Source organism: Chromobacterium sinusclupearum (genome assembly GCF_002902845.1).
In the GTDB taxonomy this organism is placed as follows: Bacteria; Pseudomonadota; Gammaproteobacteria; order Burkholderiales; family Chromobacteriaceae; genus Chromobacterium; species Chromobacterium sinusclupearum.
On record NZ_PPTF01000023.1, the window covers coordinates 1 to 17,737 of the forward strand.

The following is a 17,737-nucleotide window of genomic DNA, read 5'->3' on the forward strand; positions in this document are numbered from 1 at the left end:
GCGGCGAATCGAGGCGTTTCGCGCGCCGCATAGCATTCTCTGCCAGCGCGGAACAACGAAGAGTCGGCGCGAAAGGCGCCCGGCCCGGAGGATTTGGCGAAGCGCAAACGCGATCCACTCACCAAACGTCAACAGCCCCTAAGTTCTTGGCGCAGTATGCGGTGCGCCGCAGCATGGTGGACTACAGTGAAAGCTGTTGACAAAGGGAGAGCGGGGCATGGCGGAGTCCGACAACACGGGGTGGTGGTCGCTGGGGCAGCACTGGATGGACTACTGGACGGATGCGCTGCAGCGCGGGCTGCTGTTCTGCGATGTGCTGCGCGAGCGCGGCGACACCTATCTGGAGCACGCAGCCTCCGGCAACCCGCCGGTGCTGGTGTTTGATTTCGACATCATCATGGACGGCCGCGAGCTGCCGCAGCCGGTCAACTACGCGCTGGCGGCGATCCGCCCGCCGGCCAACTGCACGCCGACCGATCCCAGCCTGCGCCCGTTCGTGGTGATCGATCCGCGCGCCGGCCACGGTCCGGGCATCGGCGGCTTCAAGATGGACAGCGAAATCGGCATCGCGCTGCGCCAGGGCCACCCGTGCTATTTCGTGATGTTCTTCCCGGTGCCGGTGCCGGGGCAAACCATAGAGTGCGTGTGGCGGGCCGAAAAGGCCTTCCTCAAGCGCGTGCGCGAGCTGCATCCGGGCAATGCCGGCAAACCCTTCGCCATCGGCAACTGCCAGGGCGGCTGGGCGCTGGCGATGGTGGCGGCCTCGGCGCCGGACGACGTCGGTCCCATCCTTTTGGCGGGCTCGCCGCTGTCGTACTGGGCCGGCGTGGCGGGCAAGAATCCGATGCGCTACCAGGGCGGCATGCTGGGCGGCACCTGGCTGGCCTCGTTGACCGGCGACTTGGGCCACGGCCAGTTCGACGGCGCGCATCTGGTGTCCAACTTCGAGCAGCTGGACCCGGCCAACACCTACTGGAAAAAGGGCCACCATCTATACAGCCATATCGATACCGAACGCGGGCGGTTTCTGGAGTTCGAGCGCTGGTGGGGCGGCCACTATCTGCTGAACAAGGAGGAGATGGAGTGGATCAGCCAGAACCTGTTCGTCGGCAATCGCCTGAGCCGCGGCGAGGTGTATCTGGACGAGGGCGCGGTGCGCATCGATTTGCGGCAGATCCGCTCGCCCATCATCGTGTTCGCGTCCTGGGGCGACAACATCACGCCGCCGCAGCAGGCGCTGTACTGGATCGCCGACCTCTACAACAGCGTGGAGGACATCCGCAGCAACGAGCAGACCATCGTTTACTGCCTGCATGAGCAGATCGGCCATTTGGGCATCTTTGTGTCCGCCGGCGTGGCCAACAAGGAGCACAGCGAGCTGGCCAGCGCGCTGGACTTGATCGACGTGCTGCCGCCGGGACTGTACGAGGCGGTGATCACCGATACCCATCCGGAAACGCCGGGCCTGCAGTATCTGCAAGGCCGCTACGTCATCCGCTTCGAACCGCGCGAGGTGGAGGACATCCTGGCATTGGGCGATGGCCGCGAGGGCGAGCGCGCTTTCCAGGTGGTGAAGCGGGTGGCGGAGATCAACCAGCAGCTGTACGACTGCTTCGTTTCGCCGTGGGTCAGGGCCAGCGGCTCGCCGTGGACCGCCCATCTGATGCGTGAAATGCATCCGTCTCGCTTCGAGCGGCGCTGGTTCTCCAGCCGCAATCCGCTGCTGACCGGCTTGTCGGATTGGGCCGACAAGGTGAGAGCGGCGCGCAAGCCGGTGTCCCAGAACAATCCGTTCTGGCAATGGCAGCAGACGGTGTCCGACTGGACCGCCAGCTGGCTGGACGGCTACCGCGACCAGCGCGACGCGCTGAAGGAAATGACTTTCCGCGCCGTCTACGACGCGCCGCTGACCGCCGCGCTGGTGGGCCTGCATCCGAAACGGGCCTATCACGTGCCGGGCTACCATGCCGGCTGGGAGCGCGACGAGATGCTGCGGCTGAAGAAGCGCGAGCTGGAGCAGCATTACTCCGAGGGCGGCGCGGTGGACGGCTTCCTGCGCTTGCTGATTTATGTCGCCATCGGCAACGGCGTGGTGGACGTGCGGCCGTTCAACGCCATCCGCCGCGTGATGCAGGATACCGGCCTGGGCGAGGACCTGACGCTGGAGGCGTTCAAGCAGGTGGTGCGGCGCCAGACCTGGCTGGTGCGCAACGACGAGAAGCGGGCGCTGGCCACCATCAAGGACCTGCTGCCCACCGATCAGCAGCGCGAAATGGCGCTGGAGCTGGTGATGCTGCTATTGTCGGCGGCGGGGCCGATCAGCGTGGACAAGCAGCAGCGGCTGGGCCGCATGGCCTTGGCCATGGGGGTGCCCGGCGTCAGACCGGCCACGCCGGAACCTTCAGCCGAGGCGGCGCCGCAAACCTCGGCGCCGGCTGCGCCGGTGAAAAAGCCCAGGGCGCCGCGCAGCCGAAAATCCGCCGCCGCCAAGTGACTTGGCTGGCACCACGCCGCGGGCTTACACTCGCGGCTTTCTTCATTCTGACAGGACGCGCGGCATGAGCACGCAGGCCAACAATCCCACTCACGGCGTCACGCTGGAAAACATGCTGACCGAGCTGCAGGCGCATTACGGCTGGGACGGCCTGGCCAGCCGGATCGACATCCGCTGCTTCAGCCAGGACCCCAGCATCAAGTCCAGCCTGGTCTTCCTGCGCCGCACGCCATGGGCGCGCGCCCGCGTGGAGGCCTTGTTCGTGCAGATGAAAGCCGGCGGACCGCGCGATGAGCGGCCGCGGCTGTTCTCCAAAAAAACCGGCGGCTGAGCAACCATTTTCGTTCGATCGCGTTATGCTGTGCGGAAACACAACCGCATGGGAGAAACGATATGGAAGTGGAAATCAGCGTAGAAGCGGAAAAGAAGCGCCTGAACAGCTGGGTGGCGCTGACCGTGGTGCTGTTGTCGGTGCTGATGGGCCTGGGCAAGCTGAAGGACGACAATATCGTGCAGACCCGCCAGTTGCAGAAGGCCGACGCGGCCGATGCCTGGTCGGAATATCAGGCCAAGAAGATCAAGCTGCACCTGGCCGAGGCCAGTCTGCGCCAGGCCGAGATGCTTGCCATCGCCAATCCCGCCAGCGCCGCGGCCTTGAAGCCGCAGCAGCAACAGCTGAAGCATGAGCTGGAACGCTACAAGCAGGAGAGCCAGGATTTGCAGCGCAAGGCCCAGGCCAAGGAGCAGGGCATGGAAACGCTGAACGCGCGTCACGACTTGTTCGACATCAGCGACGCGGCGCTGTCCATCGCGGTGGCCTGCGCGGCGGTGGCCGCGCTGTCGGCCAATCTGCTGCCGCTGTTCGCCGCCTGGGGATTCGGCGCCGCCGGCGCCCTGTTCTGGCTGGCCGGCTTTGCCGGGTGGAATCTGCGCATCGAGTGGCTGGTGTCGTTGCTGGGCTGAGGGGGTTGGCCCTGGGCGGAACGTGGTTGCAATCGTTCGAGTTTTGGCACACCCTGGCTGGGTTTGCGGTGCGTCCCATCCTTTCCATTCAGCAAGGAGTCGTGAGATGAAACTGTATTATTCGCCTGGAGCCTGCTCGCTGGCCTCCCATATCGCCCTGATCGCCAGCGGCCTGCCGTTTTCCTCTGAGAAGGTCAATCTGCGCGAAACGCCGCATAGCACGGCCAGCGGCGCCGATTTCTCCGCCATCAATCCCAAGGGTTATGTGCCGGCGCTGCAGCTGGACAACGGCGAGCTGCTGACCGAGGGCGCGGCGATATTGCAGTACATCGCGGACCAAGTTCCGGCCAAGCGGCTGGCTCCGGCCAATGGCACGCTGGAACGCTACCGGCTGCAGGAGTGGCTGAACTTCATCGCCACCGAAATCCACAAGAACTTCACGCCGCTGTTCTTCGCCAAGACCGACGAGGCCAAGGACGAGGCGTGGCAGCGGCTGCAACCGCGTTTGGTTTTGCTGCAGCGTCAGCTGGAGACCACCGCCTATCTGCAGGGCGATCAGTTCTGCGTGGCCGATGCCTATCTGTTTACCTGCCTCTCCTGGGCGCAATATGTGCATCGCTCGCTGGCCGATTATCCGGCGCTGCTGGCCTTCCTGAAGCGGGTGGCGGAACTGCCGGCGGTGCAGCAGGCGCTGAAGGACGAAGGCCTGATTTAACGCGTCTGTTTGCATGGCTTGACGATGCCCGGCCTGGCCGGGCATTTTCGTTGGCCGGTAACCTTCGCTGACAAAGCCCTGAGCCAGGCTTGCTGTACGACTTCTACTGTCTGTATCAGTGCCTGGATGTTTCACGTGAAACGGGAGTGGATGAATATGAGCGACGAGATTTTGATCGATACCCGCGGCCTGACCACGGCCCTGCAGCGTTTTGCCGACGAGCGCGGTTGGAACCGCCACCACTCGCCGCGCAATCTGGTGTTGGCCCTGGTGGGCGAAGTGGGAGAACTGGCGGAAATCTTCCAATGGCTGGGCGATGACGGCGCCGCGGCCTTGCGCGACGATCCAGCGCGTTTTACCCATCTGCAGGAAGAGATTGCCGATGTGCTGCTGTACCTGACCCGCTTGGCCATGGTCACCGGCGTCGATCTGGATCAGGCGGTTCGGGATAAGATGGTCAAGAATGCGATCAAGTATCCGGCGCCATAAGCCCTGCGCTATAGTGCCGGGAGTGGCATGCAAGGACGGATGATGAGCGCGACTGAGCAACAGCGGCAGGATCTGCAGCAACTGATAGATGACGCCGGGCGGATCGCCGTGTTGACCGGCGCCGGCATGAGCACCGAATCCGGCATTCCGGATTTCCGCTCCGTAGACGGCCTGTGGTCGCGCGATCTGAGCTTGGCCGATGTGGTGTCCATCGACTACTTCCGCCGCGCGCCGGCGGCCTTTTGGCAAGCCTTCCGCGAAATCTTCCGCATCAAGTTGGTGGGCGACTACCAGCCCAATGATGGCCATCGTTTCCTGGCGGCGCTGGAGCAGGCCGGCAAGGAAGTCACCATCCTCACCCAGAATATCGATGGCCTGCACGGCCGCGCCGGCAACCGCCGCGTGCTGGAGATGCACGGCACCTTGCTCAGCGCCAGCTGCCCTGACTGCGAAACGCCGCATACGCTCGACTATGTGCAGCAGCACGAGGTGCCGCCTTGTCGTCGCTGCGGCGCGGTGCTGAAGCCGGATGTGGTGCTGTACGGCGAGGCGGTGCCGCTGATCGACGTGGCCTTCCAGGCGGCGCTGAACGCCGATCTGCTGCTGGTGATGGGCTCGTCCCTGGAGGTGTCGCCGGTCAATCTGATCCCGCTGGAAGCCGCGCGCGCCGGCATTCCCTGCGCGCTGATCAACTACACCCCCACGCGTTTCGACTCGCTGTTCGATCTGTGCATCCAGGCCGGCATAGGCGAAACTTGCCGCGGGCTGCACGCTTAGGGGTTGTTGACGTTTGGTGAGCGGTCGCGCCGGGATGCGTTTTGCGGCGAATCGAGGCGTTTCGCGCGCCGCATAGTCATTCTCTGCCAGCGCGGAACAACGAAGAGTCGGCGCGAAAGGCGCCCGGCCCTGCGGGTTTGGCCGCTTTGGGCCGGAAGCCGCGTTTCCCAGCCCTTGCATAGAATGACTATGCGTCGGACTGTGCGCCTTGCTTCCGGCCCAAATCGGCTCAAACGCGATCCACTCAGCAAACGTCAACAGCCCCTAGCCCTTATCCTGGTGGCTGTGCCATTGTGAGAATATCCGGCCGCGGCGTTACTGCGCCGGCGGGAAGCTCCCTGCATCCTGGCAGTTTTCCACCAACAGGCCGTCCGGGCTGCTATTGGGGACATAGACCTGGTTGACCGGCGACGGCGGGTAGTCCGGATCGGGCGCGCAGGCGGCGCTCTGGCCGGTGCCGACCGCCACCTGCGCGCCGGCTTTCAGCTGGCAGCGCACCACATGGTTGAGCTGGCTCCACGATGGGCAAATCGCGTTTTCGGCGCGGTATTGCGCCACCGGTCCCTGCGGTTGGCTGAACGACCACCAGCGTCCCATTTGCGAGTTGGGTTTGCTGTCGTCCCACACCCGGTACACGAGCACGGCGGCGCCGGTGTCCTGCTGGTAGACCGCCCCCTCGCACAGCCCGCCCTTGCCCGGCGCGCCGACGGCTTGCGCCAGCAGGGCCGGGTTCTGCGCCGCGCTCATGCCCGGCGGCGGTGGCATCACGCTGCCGATGCAGCCGGCCATTTTGGCCGGCGGGTTGCTGGAACACGCGATCAGGATCAAGCTGAGCGAGGCGATTGCGGCGCGGCGAAGCAGGGCGGTCATGTGATGGTCTCCAGGCGGTGAAAATCTTTTGGCATGTCTTGAAACATAGAAGATTTTTTTGTCATTTCCAGGGGCGTAAAAAAGGCGCCGACAGGAGTCGGCGCCAAAAGCTGCGGAAAATCTTATGATCAGGCCACGGCGGCGCTGGCCGCCGGCTTGCCCGACTGGCTTGTATGGCCCAGCAGCTCGGCTTGCTTCGCCTTCGCCTGCTGGTAGTTGCGCAGCTTGATGTGGCCGAAGCCGCGCACGCCTTCCCAGGTCTTCATCCACTCCACCGCCTGCGGCAGCGCGGCCAGATTCAGCCGGGAGAGCACGGTAGGCAGCTGTTGTTCGAACTCGGCGATCAGCTGGCGCTCCAGCTTGCGGTCCGTCTGCCAGGCGAACGGGTCCAGCGCCGTGCCGCGCAGGAAGCGCAGCTTGGCCAAGGCCTTCATCGCCGGCATCAGCCACGGGCCGAACGGGATCTTGCGCGGCTTGCCGCCGGTGAGCCAGGCCACGCCGATGTGGAAGCGCAGCTTGTAGTCGCCGTCGAACTGGGCGGCCACCTCGCGTTGGAACTCGCCGTCGCTGTACAGCCGCGCCACCTCGTACTCGTCCTTGTAGGCCAGCAGATGGTAGTAGGCGCGCGCGGCGGCCAGCGTCAGCGCGGTGCTGCTCGGGTTGACGGCCTCCTCGGCCTGCTTCACCTGCTGCACCCGCTCCTTGTAGCGCTCGGCCAGCGCCTCGTTCTGGTAGGCGGTGAGCAAGGTGGCGCGGTGATGCACTACGGCGTCCGGCGTTTCGCGCGGCACGAACTGCACCACGGCGCTGGGGCTGACCAGCGCTTCCACGCGGGCCAGATCGTGCGCGGCGTGGCGGCCCCAGCTGAAGGCGTCCTGGTTGAACTTCACCGCGGCGCCGTTGAGCCGCACCGCTTCCATGATGGCTTCCAGCGATACCGGCACCAGGCCCTTTTGCCAGGCGTAACCGAGCATGAACATATTGCTGGCGATGGCGTCGCCCATCAGCGCGGTGGCCAGCCGGTTGGCGTTGACCTCGCTGAAGCGGCCGGCGCCGACGGATTCGATGATGGCATCCTTCATCGATTTGGCCGGGAAGCGCAGGTCGGGGTTTTTCAGGAAGCCGCTGGTCGGCGACTCGTAGTTATTGACGATGGCGTAGCTGAAACCCTCGCGCATCTTGGCCAGGGCTTCTTCCGCTGCGGTCACCACCAGGTCGCAGCCCAGCACCAGGTTGGCGTCGCCGGCGGCGATGCGCACGGCGTGCAGCTGCTCCTGATGTTCGGCGATGCGAACGTGCGACCACACCGAGCCGCCTTTCTGCGCCAGGCCGGCCATGTCCAGCACCGTCACGCCCTTGTTGTCCAGATAGGCCGCCATGCCCAGCACCTGGCCGATGGTGACCACGCCGGTGCCGCCGACGCCGGTCACCATGATGCCGAACGGCTCGTGCAGCGCCGGAATCTTCGGTTCCGGCAAGGCTGGCATCTTGGCCAGATCGGCGCTGGCGCCGGCCGGCTTCTTCAGCTTGCCGCCTTCCACGGTGACGAAGCTGGGGCAGAAGCCCTCGACACAGGAGTAGTCCTTGTTGCAGCTCGATTGGTCGATCTTGCGCTTGCGGCCCAGCGGGGTTTCCACCGGCAGCACCGATAGGCAGCCGGATTTCTGGCTGCAATCGCCGCAGCCTTCGCACACGCGTTCGTTGATGAAGGCGCGCTTGGCCGGGTCCGGAAACTCGTTGCGTTTGCGACGACGGCGTTTTTCCGCCGCGCAGGTCTGGTCATGGATCAGGATGGTGACGCCTTCGGTGTCGCGCAGCTCGCGTTGCACGCGGTCCAGTTCGCGGCGGTGGAACACGTCTATGCCGGGGGCCAGGCCCTGGGCGTGCTTGTATTTGTCCGGGTCATCGCTGGTGATCACGATGCGCTTGACGCCTTCGGCCGCCAGCTGGCGCGTCATCATCGGCACGTCCAGATAGCCGTCCACGTGCTGGCCGCCGGTCATCGCCACCGCGTCGTTGTACAGGATCTTGTAAGTAATGTTCACTTTGCCGGCCACTGCGGCGCGGATGGCCAGGATGCCGGAGTGGAAGTAGGTGCCGTCGCCCAGATTGGTGAAGATGTGCTTGGTGGTGGTGAACGGCGCCTGGCCCAACCAGGTGATGCCCTCGCCGCCCATCTGGGTGAAGGTCTTGGTGTTTTCCGGGCTGATCCAGTGCGCCATGTAGTGGCAGCCGATGCCGGCCACGGCGCGGCTGCCTTCCGGCAGCTTGGTGGAGGTGTTGTGCGGGCAGCCGGAGCAGTAATGCGGCACGCGGGCGATGGACTCGCGCGGCTTGACCAGCTGCGCTTCTTTATCGTCGTAGAATTTCAGGCGGTCGTGGATCACCGGGCTGTCGTAGATCAGCGCCAGCCGGCTGGCGATGGCGCGGGCGATCATGGCCGGCGTCAGCTCGCCGGCGGCCGGCAGCAGCCAATCGCCGTGCGGCAGCGCCCATTCGCCTTTCTCGGCGAACTTGCCCACCACCCGCGGGCGCACGTCGTCGCGCCAGTTGTACAGCTGTTCCTTCAGCTGGTATTCGATGATCTGGCGCTTCTCCTCCACCACCAGAATCTCCTCCAGGCCCTCGGCGAACTGGCGCACGCCTTCCGGCTCCAGCGGCCATACCATGCCCACCTTGAAGATGCGCAGGCCGATTTCCGCCGCCTGCGCTTCGCTGATGCCGAGGTCGTCCAGCGCCTGCATCACGTCCAGATAGCTCTTGCCGCAGGTGATGATGCCCAGGCGCGGCTTGGGAGAATCCAGCGTGATGCGGTTCAGCTTGTTCTCGCGAGCGTAGGCCAGCGCGGCGTACAGGCGGTGGTGCAGCACGCGCTTTTCCTGCGCCAGCGGGGTGTCCGGCCAGCGTATGTTCAGGCCGTCTTCCGGAAGCGGGAAGTCCTTGGGAATCTTGAACTCGAAGCGTTCCGGCGAGATGTCGACGATGGCCGAGCTTTCGATGGTGTCGGTGATGGCCTTGATCGCCACCCAGCAGCCGGAATAACGGCTCATCGCCCAGCCGTGCAGGCCCAGGTCCAGCACTTCCTGCACGCCGGATGGAGACAACACCGGAATCATGCTGGCGGCCAGGATGTGGTCGGACTGGTGCGGGAAGGTGGACGACTTGGCCGCATGGTCGTCGCCGCACACCAGCAGCACGCCGCCGTGCTTGGAGGTGCCGGCCACGTTGCCGTGCTTGATCACGTCGCCGGAGCGGTCAACGCCGGGGCCCTTGCCGTACCACATCGAATAGACGCCGTCGTACTTGGCGCCCTCGAACATATTGACCTGCTGCGTGCCCCAGATGGCGGTGGCGGCCAGGTCTTCGTTGAGGCCGGGATGGAACACCACCTTGTGGGCGTCCAGGTGCTTCTTGGCCTTCATCATGGTCTGGTCGACGTTGCCTAAGGGCGAGCCGCGATAGCCGGTGACATAGCCGGCGGTATTCAGGCCGGCAGCCTGGTCCAGTTGTTGTTGCAGCATGGGCAGGCGCACCAGCGCCTGAATGCCTGTCATCAGTACCTGGCCGGTGGGGGCGGTGTATTTTTCTTCCAGGTCTGCATGGCGGATTGACATGGTTTCTCCTCCTGTCGTGCTCGCTTGTGGCGATCAGCCCGCGGGCGGCCTTGTGGGCGGCGTGTGCCGGGCGTCTGCTGCGTGGCAACGCGACTGACACTTTATTTTTATACCGTGTGCCCTTGGTATGCGCGGCTGATGCAGCTTAGAGTGTTAACCCTAATGCCGCCAGACTATAGTTGACGTTTACGTCAACGTCAAAGAGATCGCGCGGGACAGCGCCTGGCAGTGCGGTTTATGTGCCAGTGCAGCAAAAATCCGTGTTTTGTTAAGTGTTTGTGAACGGACTGTGCAGGGTTTACTGATTATTCCTAGCGGACAAAACGGGTAAGCTGTCTGTTGGAGCATTGTTTTCGAGAATCCCATGTCTGTTTCTTCATCCGATGGTGCCGGTCGCGGCGTGCTGTACACCGTAGGCGCCTTCGTCTGCTGGGGACTGTTTCCGCTGTATTGGAAACCGTTGCACAGCGTTCCGGCTTTGCAAATTCTGTGCCACCGCATCGTGTGGTCGGCCTTGTTCGTTGCCCTGGTGCTCAGCGCGCTGCGGCAATGGGGCGATCTGCGCGAGGCGCTGCGCCGTCCGCGCCAGCTGGGCATCTTCGCCTTGTCGTCGACCGTGCTGTCGCTGAACTGGCTGATCTATATCTGGGCGGTGAATGCCGGCCACGTGGTGGAGGCGAGCCTCGGTTATTTCATCAATCCCTTGGTCAATGTGCTGCTGGGCCGCTTGTTTCTGGGCGAGCGGCTGAGCCGGCCGCAGCGCCTGGCGGTGGCCCTGGCCGCGGCGGGCGTGGCCTGGCTGACCCTCAGCGCCGGCGCGCTGCCGTGGATCGCGCTGTCGCTGGCGGCCACTTTTGGCCTGTATGGCTTGCTGCGCAAGATGGCGCCGCTGCCGTCCTTGCCGGGGCTGGCCTTGGAGACCTTCCTGATGTCGCCGCTGGCGCTGGCCGCACTGTTATGGTTCGCCTGGCGCGGCGATGGTGCGTTCGGCCATTTGGGTTGGCAAGGCGACATGTTGTTGGTCGGGGCCGGGGTGGTCACCGCGGTGCCCTTGTTGATGTTCGCCGCCGGAGCGCGCCGCTTGAAGCTGGCTACGGTGGGGGTGATCCAGTACATCGGCCCCAGCATCCAGCTGGCCCTGGGCGTGTTGTTGTATGGCGAGCCGTTCGGCCCGGACCGCGCGCTGGGCTTTGCCCTGATCTGGGCGGCGTTGTTGCTGTATTCCGCCGTCGGCCTGCGCGGCTTGTGGCGCGGAAGACGCAGCCCCGCATCGGTCTGAAAGCCCCGTCCTGATTGAACAGCCCCGCCAACGCGGGGCTGTTTGCTTATGGCGTTCGGGTTTTCTGACGAATGGCGGGTCCGCCTGTCCGAAAGTATGGATCGGGCTGGCTATAACCGAAGAAAGACGGCGGAGCGAGCGCGGTGCTGTGGCTGGTTTGCTTGGTGTTTTTGGCTAGCGCGGTGAGCGTGCGTTACTGGCTGCGGCAGCGCGGCGCGACGGCCTTGCGTCTGTTGGCCGGATTGACGGCGCTGCTGGCCTGGCTGCTGTACCCGCGCCTGCCGTTTTGGCTGTTGCCGTGGATGCCGGACGCCTACGGCATGGCGTGTTACGCCGCCTTGGTTGGCTTGCAGCTGGGCCTGACCGATGCGGTAGTGAAAACTTGGCTGGCGCGGCGGCAGCGCGCCAATGGCGGAAAGGAAAAGCGATGGTAGCCCTTTATCTCGTCAGTCTGGTGTTCTTCCTCACCGATATCATTACGCGGCTGGCGTTGCGCACCCGTTCTTGGCGCGCGGTGGAACTGACGCTGGTGGCCGGACTGGCCTTGGCCTGGCTGCTTTATCCGCACCTGAGCGATTGGGCGGTGCCGCTGATGCCCAGCGAGCAAGGCATGCTGCTGTACGCCACGCTGGTGGGCTTGCAATTGGGGTTGATGGACGCGGTGTTGCGCACCAGCCTGGGGCGCTGGCGGCAGGCTTATCAGCGCTCGCACGAGCCAGGGCGTATCCAGCACTGATGCGGACAGCGCTGAACAATATGCTTGACGAGTAGTTGGCGAGCGCGCAGACTGCGCGCTCCCGCGCCGGAGGAGCCATCCGCCGGCGTCAGGGCAGTCCGGAAGCCGCAAGCGCCTTCCATCGCTCTTTATCGTTCTTTACAGGTACCGCCATCATGGCATCGTTCTTTATCTTCCTGTCGCGCCATCTGCAGCGCGACATGCTGGGCGACGAGTCGCGTCCAGCCGATCCGGCCTTGCGCCGATTATTCGCGCCCCTCCATCCCAACGATCGCTTCGAGCGCCAGCAGTTCTTGCAACGCGCCGAACAGCTGCGTCTGGAGAAGGGCGGCCTATGTTGAATCTTCCCTTGATCTCATCCCGCCTGCTGCTGCGCGATTTTTGCGCCGACGACCTGCCGGCCTATCAAGCGTTGCGCGGCACGCCGGGTTTTGGCCGGCATGGCGCCGCGGCCGAGCGGAGTCCGGCGTACTCCGCCATGCTGCTGCAGCGCTTCATCGAGCAGCAGCGCCCGCTGCGCCGCGCCTGGCAACTGGCTATCGTGCGGCGCGACAATGGCGAGCTGATCGGTTCGGTCGGCTTGCGCGGCAGCGCCGCGCCCGGCGTGGCCAGCTTCGGCCTGGAGCTGGCGGAAGCTGCCTGGGGCCAGGGCTTGGCGCAAGAAGCCGGCAGCATGGTGTTGGACGCGGCTTTCAATGCTCTGGGCTTGAGCCGGATCGAGGCCGATGCCGGCGAAACCAATCTGCCTGCGCGCAAGCTGGCGGCGCGGCTCGGTTTTGTCGAGGCCCCGGCCCGCAACGGACGGGTGCCGCTGGCGCTGAGCCTGGGCATGCTGGGCACGGAAAGCGACTGGCGGCTGGAGGGCAGCGCCTTGCAGCGGCAGGATGGCTGCTGGCGCTTGCTCAGCCCGGGACAAGCCGATTTTTATTATGGCAATGCCTTGCTATTGGACCAGCCGCCGGCGCAGCGGGGGCGGGAATACTGGGAAACGCGTTTTGACGCCGCTTTCTCCGGCCATGCCGGCATCCGCCACCGCACGCTGTGGTGGCTGCAGACCGGTGAAGATTGCCAGGCGCGCTACCGCGATTGGCTGGACGTGGGCTATCGCTATCTGGAAAGCGTGGTGCTGCTGCTGGGCGAATCAGAGTGGCGGCCGGTTCCCGCCAGCCCCTGGCTGAGCATCCGCCCGCTGGCCGGCGAAGCCGACTGGGCGCAATGGCGACAGTTGCTGGCGGATACGCGCGAGCCTGGCCATGCCGAGGCCGATTACCGCGCCTATCTGCAGGGCCGTCAACAGCGCTTGCTCGAACGGGAAGCGGCCGGACTGGGCCATGTCTGGGGCGTGTTCGACGGCCGCGCGCTGCTCAGCTGCGCCGGCCTGTTCCTGTTGCCCGGCATGGCGCGTTTGCAGCATGTGACCACGGCGCCGCATGTGCGGCGGCTGGGGCTGGCCAGCCAGCTGCTCAGCCATCTGGCGCAATGGGGGCTGCAACGGACCTCGCGGCTGGTCATCGTGGCCGACGCCCATTATCACGCGCTGGATTTGTACCGGAAGCTGGGCTTTGTCGAGGCCGGCCGCGAAGCGTCGCTGTGCTGGTGGCCGCCAGGCTGAGCTTTGTGGTTAGCAATGTGCATGGCTCATGAATTTGATGGTCAATTCCCAGTATTTGCTTGACCTTGATCCCACTTTGAAATGAGACTTGCTCATACATGCCGCTGTCTTTGACTGCGGCTGGACTCAAGCCGCCATCCGAGCGGCGACACCCTCCAGGAGAAATGGGAATGACTGCATTGGCAGCGCTGCGCGGCGAGTTCGACGCGCTCAACCACGAATATCTGGCCATCCATAAGGCCAAGGAAGATCTGTTCTGGGACACCTATATGGCGGTGTCCGACGACGACGCCGGCTTCGCCCGCGCCGAAGCCGCGTTCAAGGATTTCATCTCCAGCCCTAAGCGGCTGGCGCAAACCCAGTCCGCCATCGCCCAGTTGCAGGCGCTGCCGTCCGGCGCCGAGCGCGACGCGCTGCTGCACGGTTTCCAGGGCTGGCGGGCGCTGTTTGAAAGCAACATCATCGAAAGCGAGGAAGCGCGCCGGCTGATGACGGAGCTGGTGGAGCTGGAGTCTCAGCTGTTCGCCAAGCGCCGCGATTACCAATTGCAGCACATCAACGAGGCCGGCGAGCGCGAGAATGCGACGTTGAGCGGCTTGTCCACCAATATGGGCACCAACCGCGACGAAGCGGCGCGCAAGAGCTCGCACGACGCCTTGCTGGGCCTGGAGCGCTGGGTGCTGGACAACGGCTTTCTCGACATCGTGGGCAAGCGCAACCAGCTGGCCCGCAGCCTCGGTTATGCCGACTACTTCGAATACAAGGTGAAGAAGAACGAGCAGATGACGCCGGATCAGCTGTTCGCCATCCTGGATGACTTCGAGGCGCGCACCCGCGACGCCAACCAGCGCGCGCTGGACGAGCTGCAGGCCAAGCATGGCGCCGCTGCCTTGCAGGGCCACAATCTGCGCTTCCATATGAGCGGCGACGTCACCCGCCAGATCGATCCCTACCTGCCGTTCTCCAAGGCGGTGGAACGCTGGGTGCTGAGTTTCCGCCGCCTGGGCATCCAGTACCGCGGCGCGACCATGCAGCTGGACCTGATCGAGCGCCAGGGCAAGTACCAGAACGGCTTCTGCCATGGTCCGATTCCATCCTTCTTCGACGGCGAAACCTGGGTGCCCGGCCAGATCAACTTCACCGCCGACGCCAAGCCGGACCAGGTGGGCAGCGGCGCGCGCGCCATCAACACCCTGTTCCACGAGGGCGGCCACGCCGCGCACTTCGCCAATGTGACGCAGAATTCGCCGTGCTTCTCGCAGGAGTTCGCGCCGACTTCGATGGCCTATGCCGAAACCCAGAGCATGTTCTGCGACAGCCTGCTGGACGACGCCGATTGGTTGAAGCGTTATGCCCGCAACAGCCAGGGCGAGGTGATCCCGGACGAGCTGATCCGCGCCCGCATCGAGGCCGCCCAGCCGTTTGCCGCCTACGCCGAGCGCTCCATCGCCGTCGTCGCTTACTTCGAGCGCGCGTTGTACGCGCTGCCGGAAAACGAGCTGACCGCCGAGCAGGTGTTGGAACTGGCGCGCAGCAGCGAGCGGCGCATCCTGGGCATAGCCGTCAGCCCGCGCCCGTTGCTGGCCATACCGCATCTGCTGAACCAGGAATCGGCCGCCGCCTATCACGGCTACCTGCTGGCCAATATGGCGGTGTATCAGACCCGCGCCTACTTCATCGGCAAGTTCGGCTATCTGACCGACAACCCGGCCATCGGCCCGCTGCTGGCTCAGCACTACTGGGGTCCGGGCAACAGCATCAACCACAACGCCACGCTGCTGAGCCTGACCGGCGAGCCGTTCAACGCCCGCTATCTGGCCGACAGCTGCAACCAGAGCGTGGAGCAAGCGTGGGCCGAGGCGCAGAAGCTGATAGCCGAATCCGCCGCGCGCGACTATCCGGCGCAGTACCCGGCCGATCTGGATGCGCATATCCGCCTGGTGCATGGCGCGGAGCTGATCGCCGACAACGCGGCCGGCGACGCGGCGATGTTCGACCGCTTCGAAAGCTGGGTGGCCGGCCATTATCCGGCCAGCGTGCATTGAGGCTGGGGTTGAAACGCAAAACGGCCAGGGAAACCTGGCCGTTTTGCTTTGGCGCGCCGGCAGCCCTTACTGCTGCCGGTAGATCAAGCGCCCTTCCAGCAGCAGCTCGCTCGGCGTCAGCGCCAGATTATTGCTGGAGGCGGCGCGGTCGAAGACGAAGCGCTGGCCCTGGTATTCGATCCAGGCGCAGATCGGCTCGCCCTGGAAGCGGCCGAGGATTTCTTCGGAGCGGACTACCTCGGCGTCGGCCGACAGCATCAGGCCCTGCGGCGATTCGTTCTCCACTTGCCAGCTGTCGTTGTCCACCGGCTGCGGGTCGTGCCGGGTGGCGGATTTCAGCCACATGCGGAAGATCCACAAAGGCAGCACCACGCGATGCACGCGCTTGTCGTCGCTGATGACGCAGGCCACCGGGAAGGTTTCGCCGCATTTGGGGCAGCGGGCGTCGGCGGACAGGAAGATCTTGCCCTGCATCAGGCTGGCAATGCCTTCCATGTGTTCGGCGCTGACCATGGAGCGGCATTGCGGGCAATGCTTGCCGAAACGGCGCACGCTGTTGCCGTTGGCAAAGGTGAGCGGAAGGAAGCGGGAAATCTTGTCTGGTCGTGCCATTGCTGCAATGTTCCGGTATGCGGGGAAACGCCGCCGGATTGCTGCCGGCGGCAAGTCATCGATTATAACCCCTAGTCGCGGCAAGAGAAATCCACACGGCAAGCCAGCTTATGCGCCGCGCCCGGCGCGAGCGTGCGGGCGTCGTCGCCGGCGTTGGCGGTTTCGATGCAGACGAAGCGCCGCCAGTCGGCATCCGGCAGGTCCGCCAGCCGTTGCGCCTTGGCCGGCGCCGGGTTCCACACCACGACGCTGTGCGAGCCGGCGCTGGTGATGCGGACGGCGCGCCGCCAGCCGGCATCCTGCAGCGTGATGGCGCCGCCGCGGTAGGCTACCAGGTCCACCTCGCCGTCAAAACGGAACGGCAGGGCCGGCAGATTCAGCCGGCGATCGCTCAGCTTGTCGTGCGCCGGCGCGCTTTCCAGGCCCAGCAGGCTGACCTGGTCGATATCGGATACCGCGAAATAGCTGTGCAGCGCGGCGCTGACGGTTTGCGGCAATGCGCTGTGGTTGCTGGTGGCAAGCTCGATGGCCACGCCGTCCGGGCCGATGCGGAAGGCCAGCTTGGCCGACAGCTCGCCGTGGCGCGGTCCGTTGAGTTTCACGTGGAACACTTCGCCGTCGCGGGACGCCTCGGCCAGCTTCCACAGTTGCTGGCGGGCCACGCCGTGCGCCGTTTGCGCGGCGTCGGACGGATGGGCGCCGAACCAGGGCCAGCACACCGGCACGCCGCCGCGTATCGCCTTGCCCGGTTGATACGCCGACTGCGGCGACAGGTAGAACAACGGCGGTTCCTCGCCGCGGCGGTAGTCCAGCAACTGGCCCCCCAGCAGCGCGATGCGGGCGGAAAAGCCGTCGCCGGCCAGCAGAATCTGCTCCACGCCTGGCGCCAGTTCGGCCAGGCTCATTCCTTGCGGGTAGGACATGTGCGCTCCATCGAAATCCGGAAAAAGACCGATGATAGCGCGTGGCGGTAGGGTCATGCTGCGGTGGATCAGGGTTTGGTCGGCGTTTCGTGATCGATCAGACCTAGCCGCAGCCACAGCGCGCGCAGGGTCCACAGCGGGCCGATCAGCAGAAATTGCAAATCCTGGGTGAACGAGGGTTTCCTGCCTTCGCGCGCATGGCCGACGAACTGGCCCACCCAGGCCAGCGAGAACACGAGCAGCGAGAGATAACCCAGCGGCCAGCCGGCGCTTTGCGCCGCGGTCAGCAACAGCAGCGCCACGCTGCACAACAGCGCCATCACCAGCGCGGCCTGGCGCGACAGCTGCCAGTACCAGGCCACGCCCGCTAGCACGGCCAGCCAGGCCCAGGGCAGCGGGCCGGGCAGGGCCATCAGCATGCCCAGCAGCGACAGCACGATCAGCGGCACGCACAGCTTGTGCATGGCGATGTTGAACGGATGGCGATGGCTTTCGTCGTACGCCTCCAGCCACTGCGGCAGGGTCATCATGGCTTGCCTCCGGTTTTCTGCGCTGGATCATCCAGCGATGCGGCCGCTCGCGCTACAATCGGCCATTCCCTCGAACAT

At 65.0% G+C, this 17,737-nt stretch carries 17 protein-coding genes; 12 read left to right on the forward strand and 5 right to left on the reverse strand.

Features of this window, described 5'->3' with window-relative positions; translation table 11 throughout:
- The first annotated feature begins 217 nt into the window (after window positions 1–217).
- The 6 genes from C2134_RS07315 to C2134_RS07340 all read left to right on the forward strand — a co-directional run bounded on the left by C2134_RS07315 (window position 218) and on the right by C2134_RS07340 (window position 5,438).
- On the forward strand, window positions 218–2,494 hold the full coding sequence (locus C2134_RS07315) for a DUF3141 domain-containing protein (RefSeq protein WP_103318800.1): 2,277 nt from the start codon (window positions 218–220) through the stop codon (window positions 2,492–2,494).
- A 64-nt stretch (window positions 2,495–2,558) separates the two neighbouring features.
- The gene (locus C2134_RS07320; RefSeq protein ID WP_103318802.1) at window positions 2,559–2,825 is read left to right on the forward strand and encodes a VF530 family protein; all 267 of its coding nucleotides are present in this window, start codon (window positions 2,559–2,561) and stop codon (window positions 2,823–2,825) included.
- 62 nt (window positions 2,826–2,887) lie between these two features.
- Window positions 2,888–3,457, forward strand: coding sequence for a DUF4337 domain-containing protein (locus C2134_RS07325; protein ID WP_103318804.1), 570 nt, complete (start codon window positions 2,888–2,890; stop codon window positions 3,455–3,457).
- A gap of 106 nt (window positions 3,458–3,563) precedes the next feature.
- Window positions 3,564–4,172 (forward strand): glutathione transferase GstA, encoded by a 609-nt coding sequence (gene gstA, locus C2134_RS07330; RefSeq protein WP_103318805.1) that lies wholly within the window; start codon window positions 3,564–3,566, stop codon window positions 4,170–4,172.
- 156 nt (window positions 4,173–4,328) lie between these two features.
- The gene (locus tag C2134_RS07335) at window positions 4,329–4,661 is read left to right on the forward strand and encodes a nucleotide pyrophosphohydrolase (protein ID WP_103318945.1); all 333 of its coding nucleotides are present in this window, start codon (window positions 4,329–4,331) and stop codon (window positions 4,659–4,661) included.
- 42 nt (window positions 4,662–4,703) lie between these two features.
- A complete protein-coding gene (locus C2134_RS07340) occupies window positions 4,704–5,438 on the forward strand; it encodes an NAD-dependent protein deacylase (RefSeq protein WP_103318946.1) in 735 nt (244 codons plus the stop codon).
- Window positions 5,439–5,753: 315 nt separating this feature from the next.
- Here the strand turns inward: C2134_RS07340 and C2134_RS07345 are convergent, their stop codons facing one another.
- Both C2134_RS07345 and C2134_RS07350 read right to left on the reverse strand, forming a co-directional pair.
- Window positions 5,754–6,308, reverse strand: a complete 555-nt coding sequence (locus tag C2134_RS07345; RefSeq protein ID WP_103318807.1) for a hypothetical protein — start codon at window positions 6,306–6,308, stop codon at window positions 5,754–5,756.
- A gap of 128 nt (window positions 6,309–6,436) precedes the next feature.
- Window positions 6,437–9,922, reverse strand: a complete 3,486-nt coding sequence (locus tag C2134_RS07350; protein ID WP_103318809.1) for an indolepyruvate ferredoxin oxidoreductase family protein — start codon at window positions 9,920–9,922, stop codon at window positions 6,437–6,439.
- Between the two features lie 364 nt (window positions 9,923–10,286).
- On the opposite strand from C2134_RS07350, the gene rarD reads away from it, so the two are divergent.
- From rarD to C2134_RS07380, 6 genes are all read left to right on the forward strand, one after another.
- The gene (rarD, locus tag C2134_RS07355) at window positions 10,287–11,201 is read left to right on the forward strand and encodes an EamA family transporter RarD (RefSeq protein ID WP_103318810.1); all 915 of its coding nucleotides are present in this window, start codon (window positions 10,287–10,289) and stop codon (window positions 11,199–11,201) included.
- Between the two features lie 143 nt (window positions 11,202–11,344).
- Window positions 11,345–11,635: a hypothetical protein gene (locus C2134_RS07360; protein ID WP_103318812.1), complete on the forward strand. Its 291-nt coding sequence runs from the start codon at window positions 11,345–11,347 to the stop codon at window positions 11,633–11,635.
- Window positions 11,629–11,937, forward strand: a complete 309-nt coding sequence (locus C2134_RS07365) for a hypothetical protein (RefSeq protein WP_103318813.1) — start codon at window positions 11,629–11,631, stop codon at window positions 11,935–11,937. The genes C2134_RS07360 and C2134_RS07365 overlap by 7 nt, the downstream gene beginning before the upstream one ends.
- Before the next feature lie 155 nt (window positions 11,938–12,092).
- On the forward strand, window positions 12,093–12,278 hold the full coding sequence (locus C2134_RS07370; RefSeq protein WP_103318815.1) for a hypothetical protein: 186 nt from the start codon (window positions 12,093–12,095) through the stop codon (window positions 12,276–12,278).
- Window positions 12,272–13,549 carry a GNAT family N-acetyltransferase gene (locus C2134_RS07375; protein WP_103318816.1) on the forward strand — a complete coding sequence of 426 codons (1,278 nt, stop codon included), beginning with the start codon at window positions 12,272–12,274 and terminating at the stop codon, window positions 13,547–13,549. The genes C2134_RS07370 and C2134_RS07375 overlap by 7 nt, the downstream gene beginning before the upstream one ends.
- Window positions 13,550–13,719: 170 nt before the next feature.
- Complete coding sequence (locus C2134_RS07380; RefSeq protein ID WP_103318818.1) at window positions 13,720–15,594, forward strand: M3 family metallopeptidase; 1,875 nt, start codon at window positions 13,720–13,722, stop codon at window positions 15,592–15,594.
- Between the two features lie 66 nt (window positions 15,595–15,660).
- On the opposite strand, the gene C2134_RS07385 is transcribed toward C2134_RS07380, so the two are convergent.
- From C2134_RS07385 to C2134_RS07395, 3 genes are all read right to left on the reverse strand, one after another.
- The gene (locus C2134_RS07385) at window positions 15,661–16,206 is read right to left on the reverse strand and encodes a CpXC domain-containing protein (RefSeq protein WP_071110697.1); all 546 of its coding nucleotides are present in this window, start codon (window positions 16,204–16,206) and stop codon (window positions 15,661–15,663) included.
- Between the two features lie 71 nt (window positions 16,207–16,277).
- Window positions 16,278–17,129 (reverse strand): D-hexose-6-phosphate mutarotase, encoded by an 852-nt coding sequence (locus tag C2134_RS07390; RefSeq protein ID WP_103318820.1) that lies wholly within the window; start codon window positions 17,127–17,129, stop codon window positions 16,278–16,280.
- A gap of 68 nt (window positions 17,130–17,197) precedes the next feature.
- Complete coding sequence (locus C2134_RS07395) at window positions 17,198–17,659, reverse strand: Mpo1 family 2-hydroxy fatty acid dioxygenase (protein ID WP_103318822.1); 462 nt, start codon at window positions 17,657–17,659, stop codon at window positions 17,198–17,200.
- Between the last annotated feature and the right edge of the window lie 78 nt (window positions 17,660–17,737).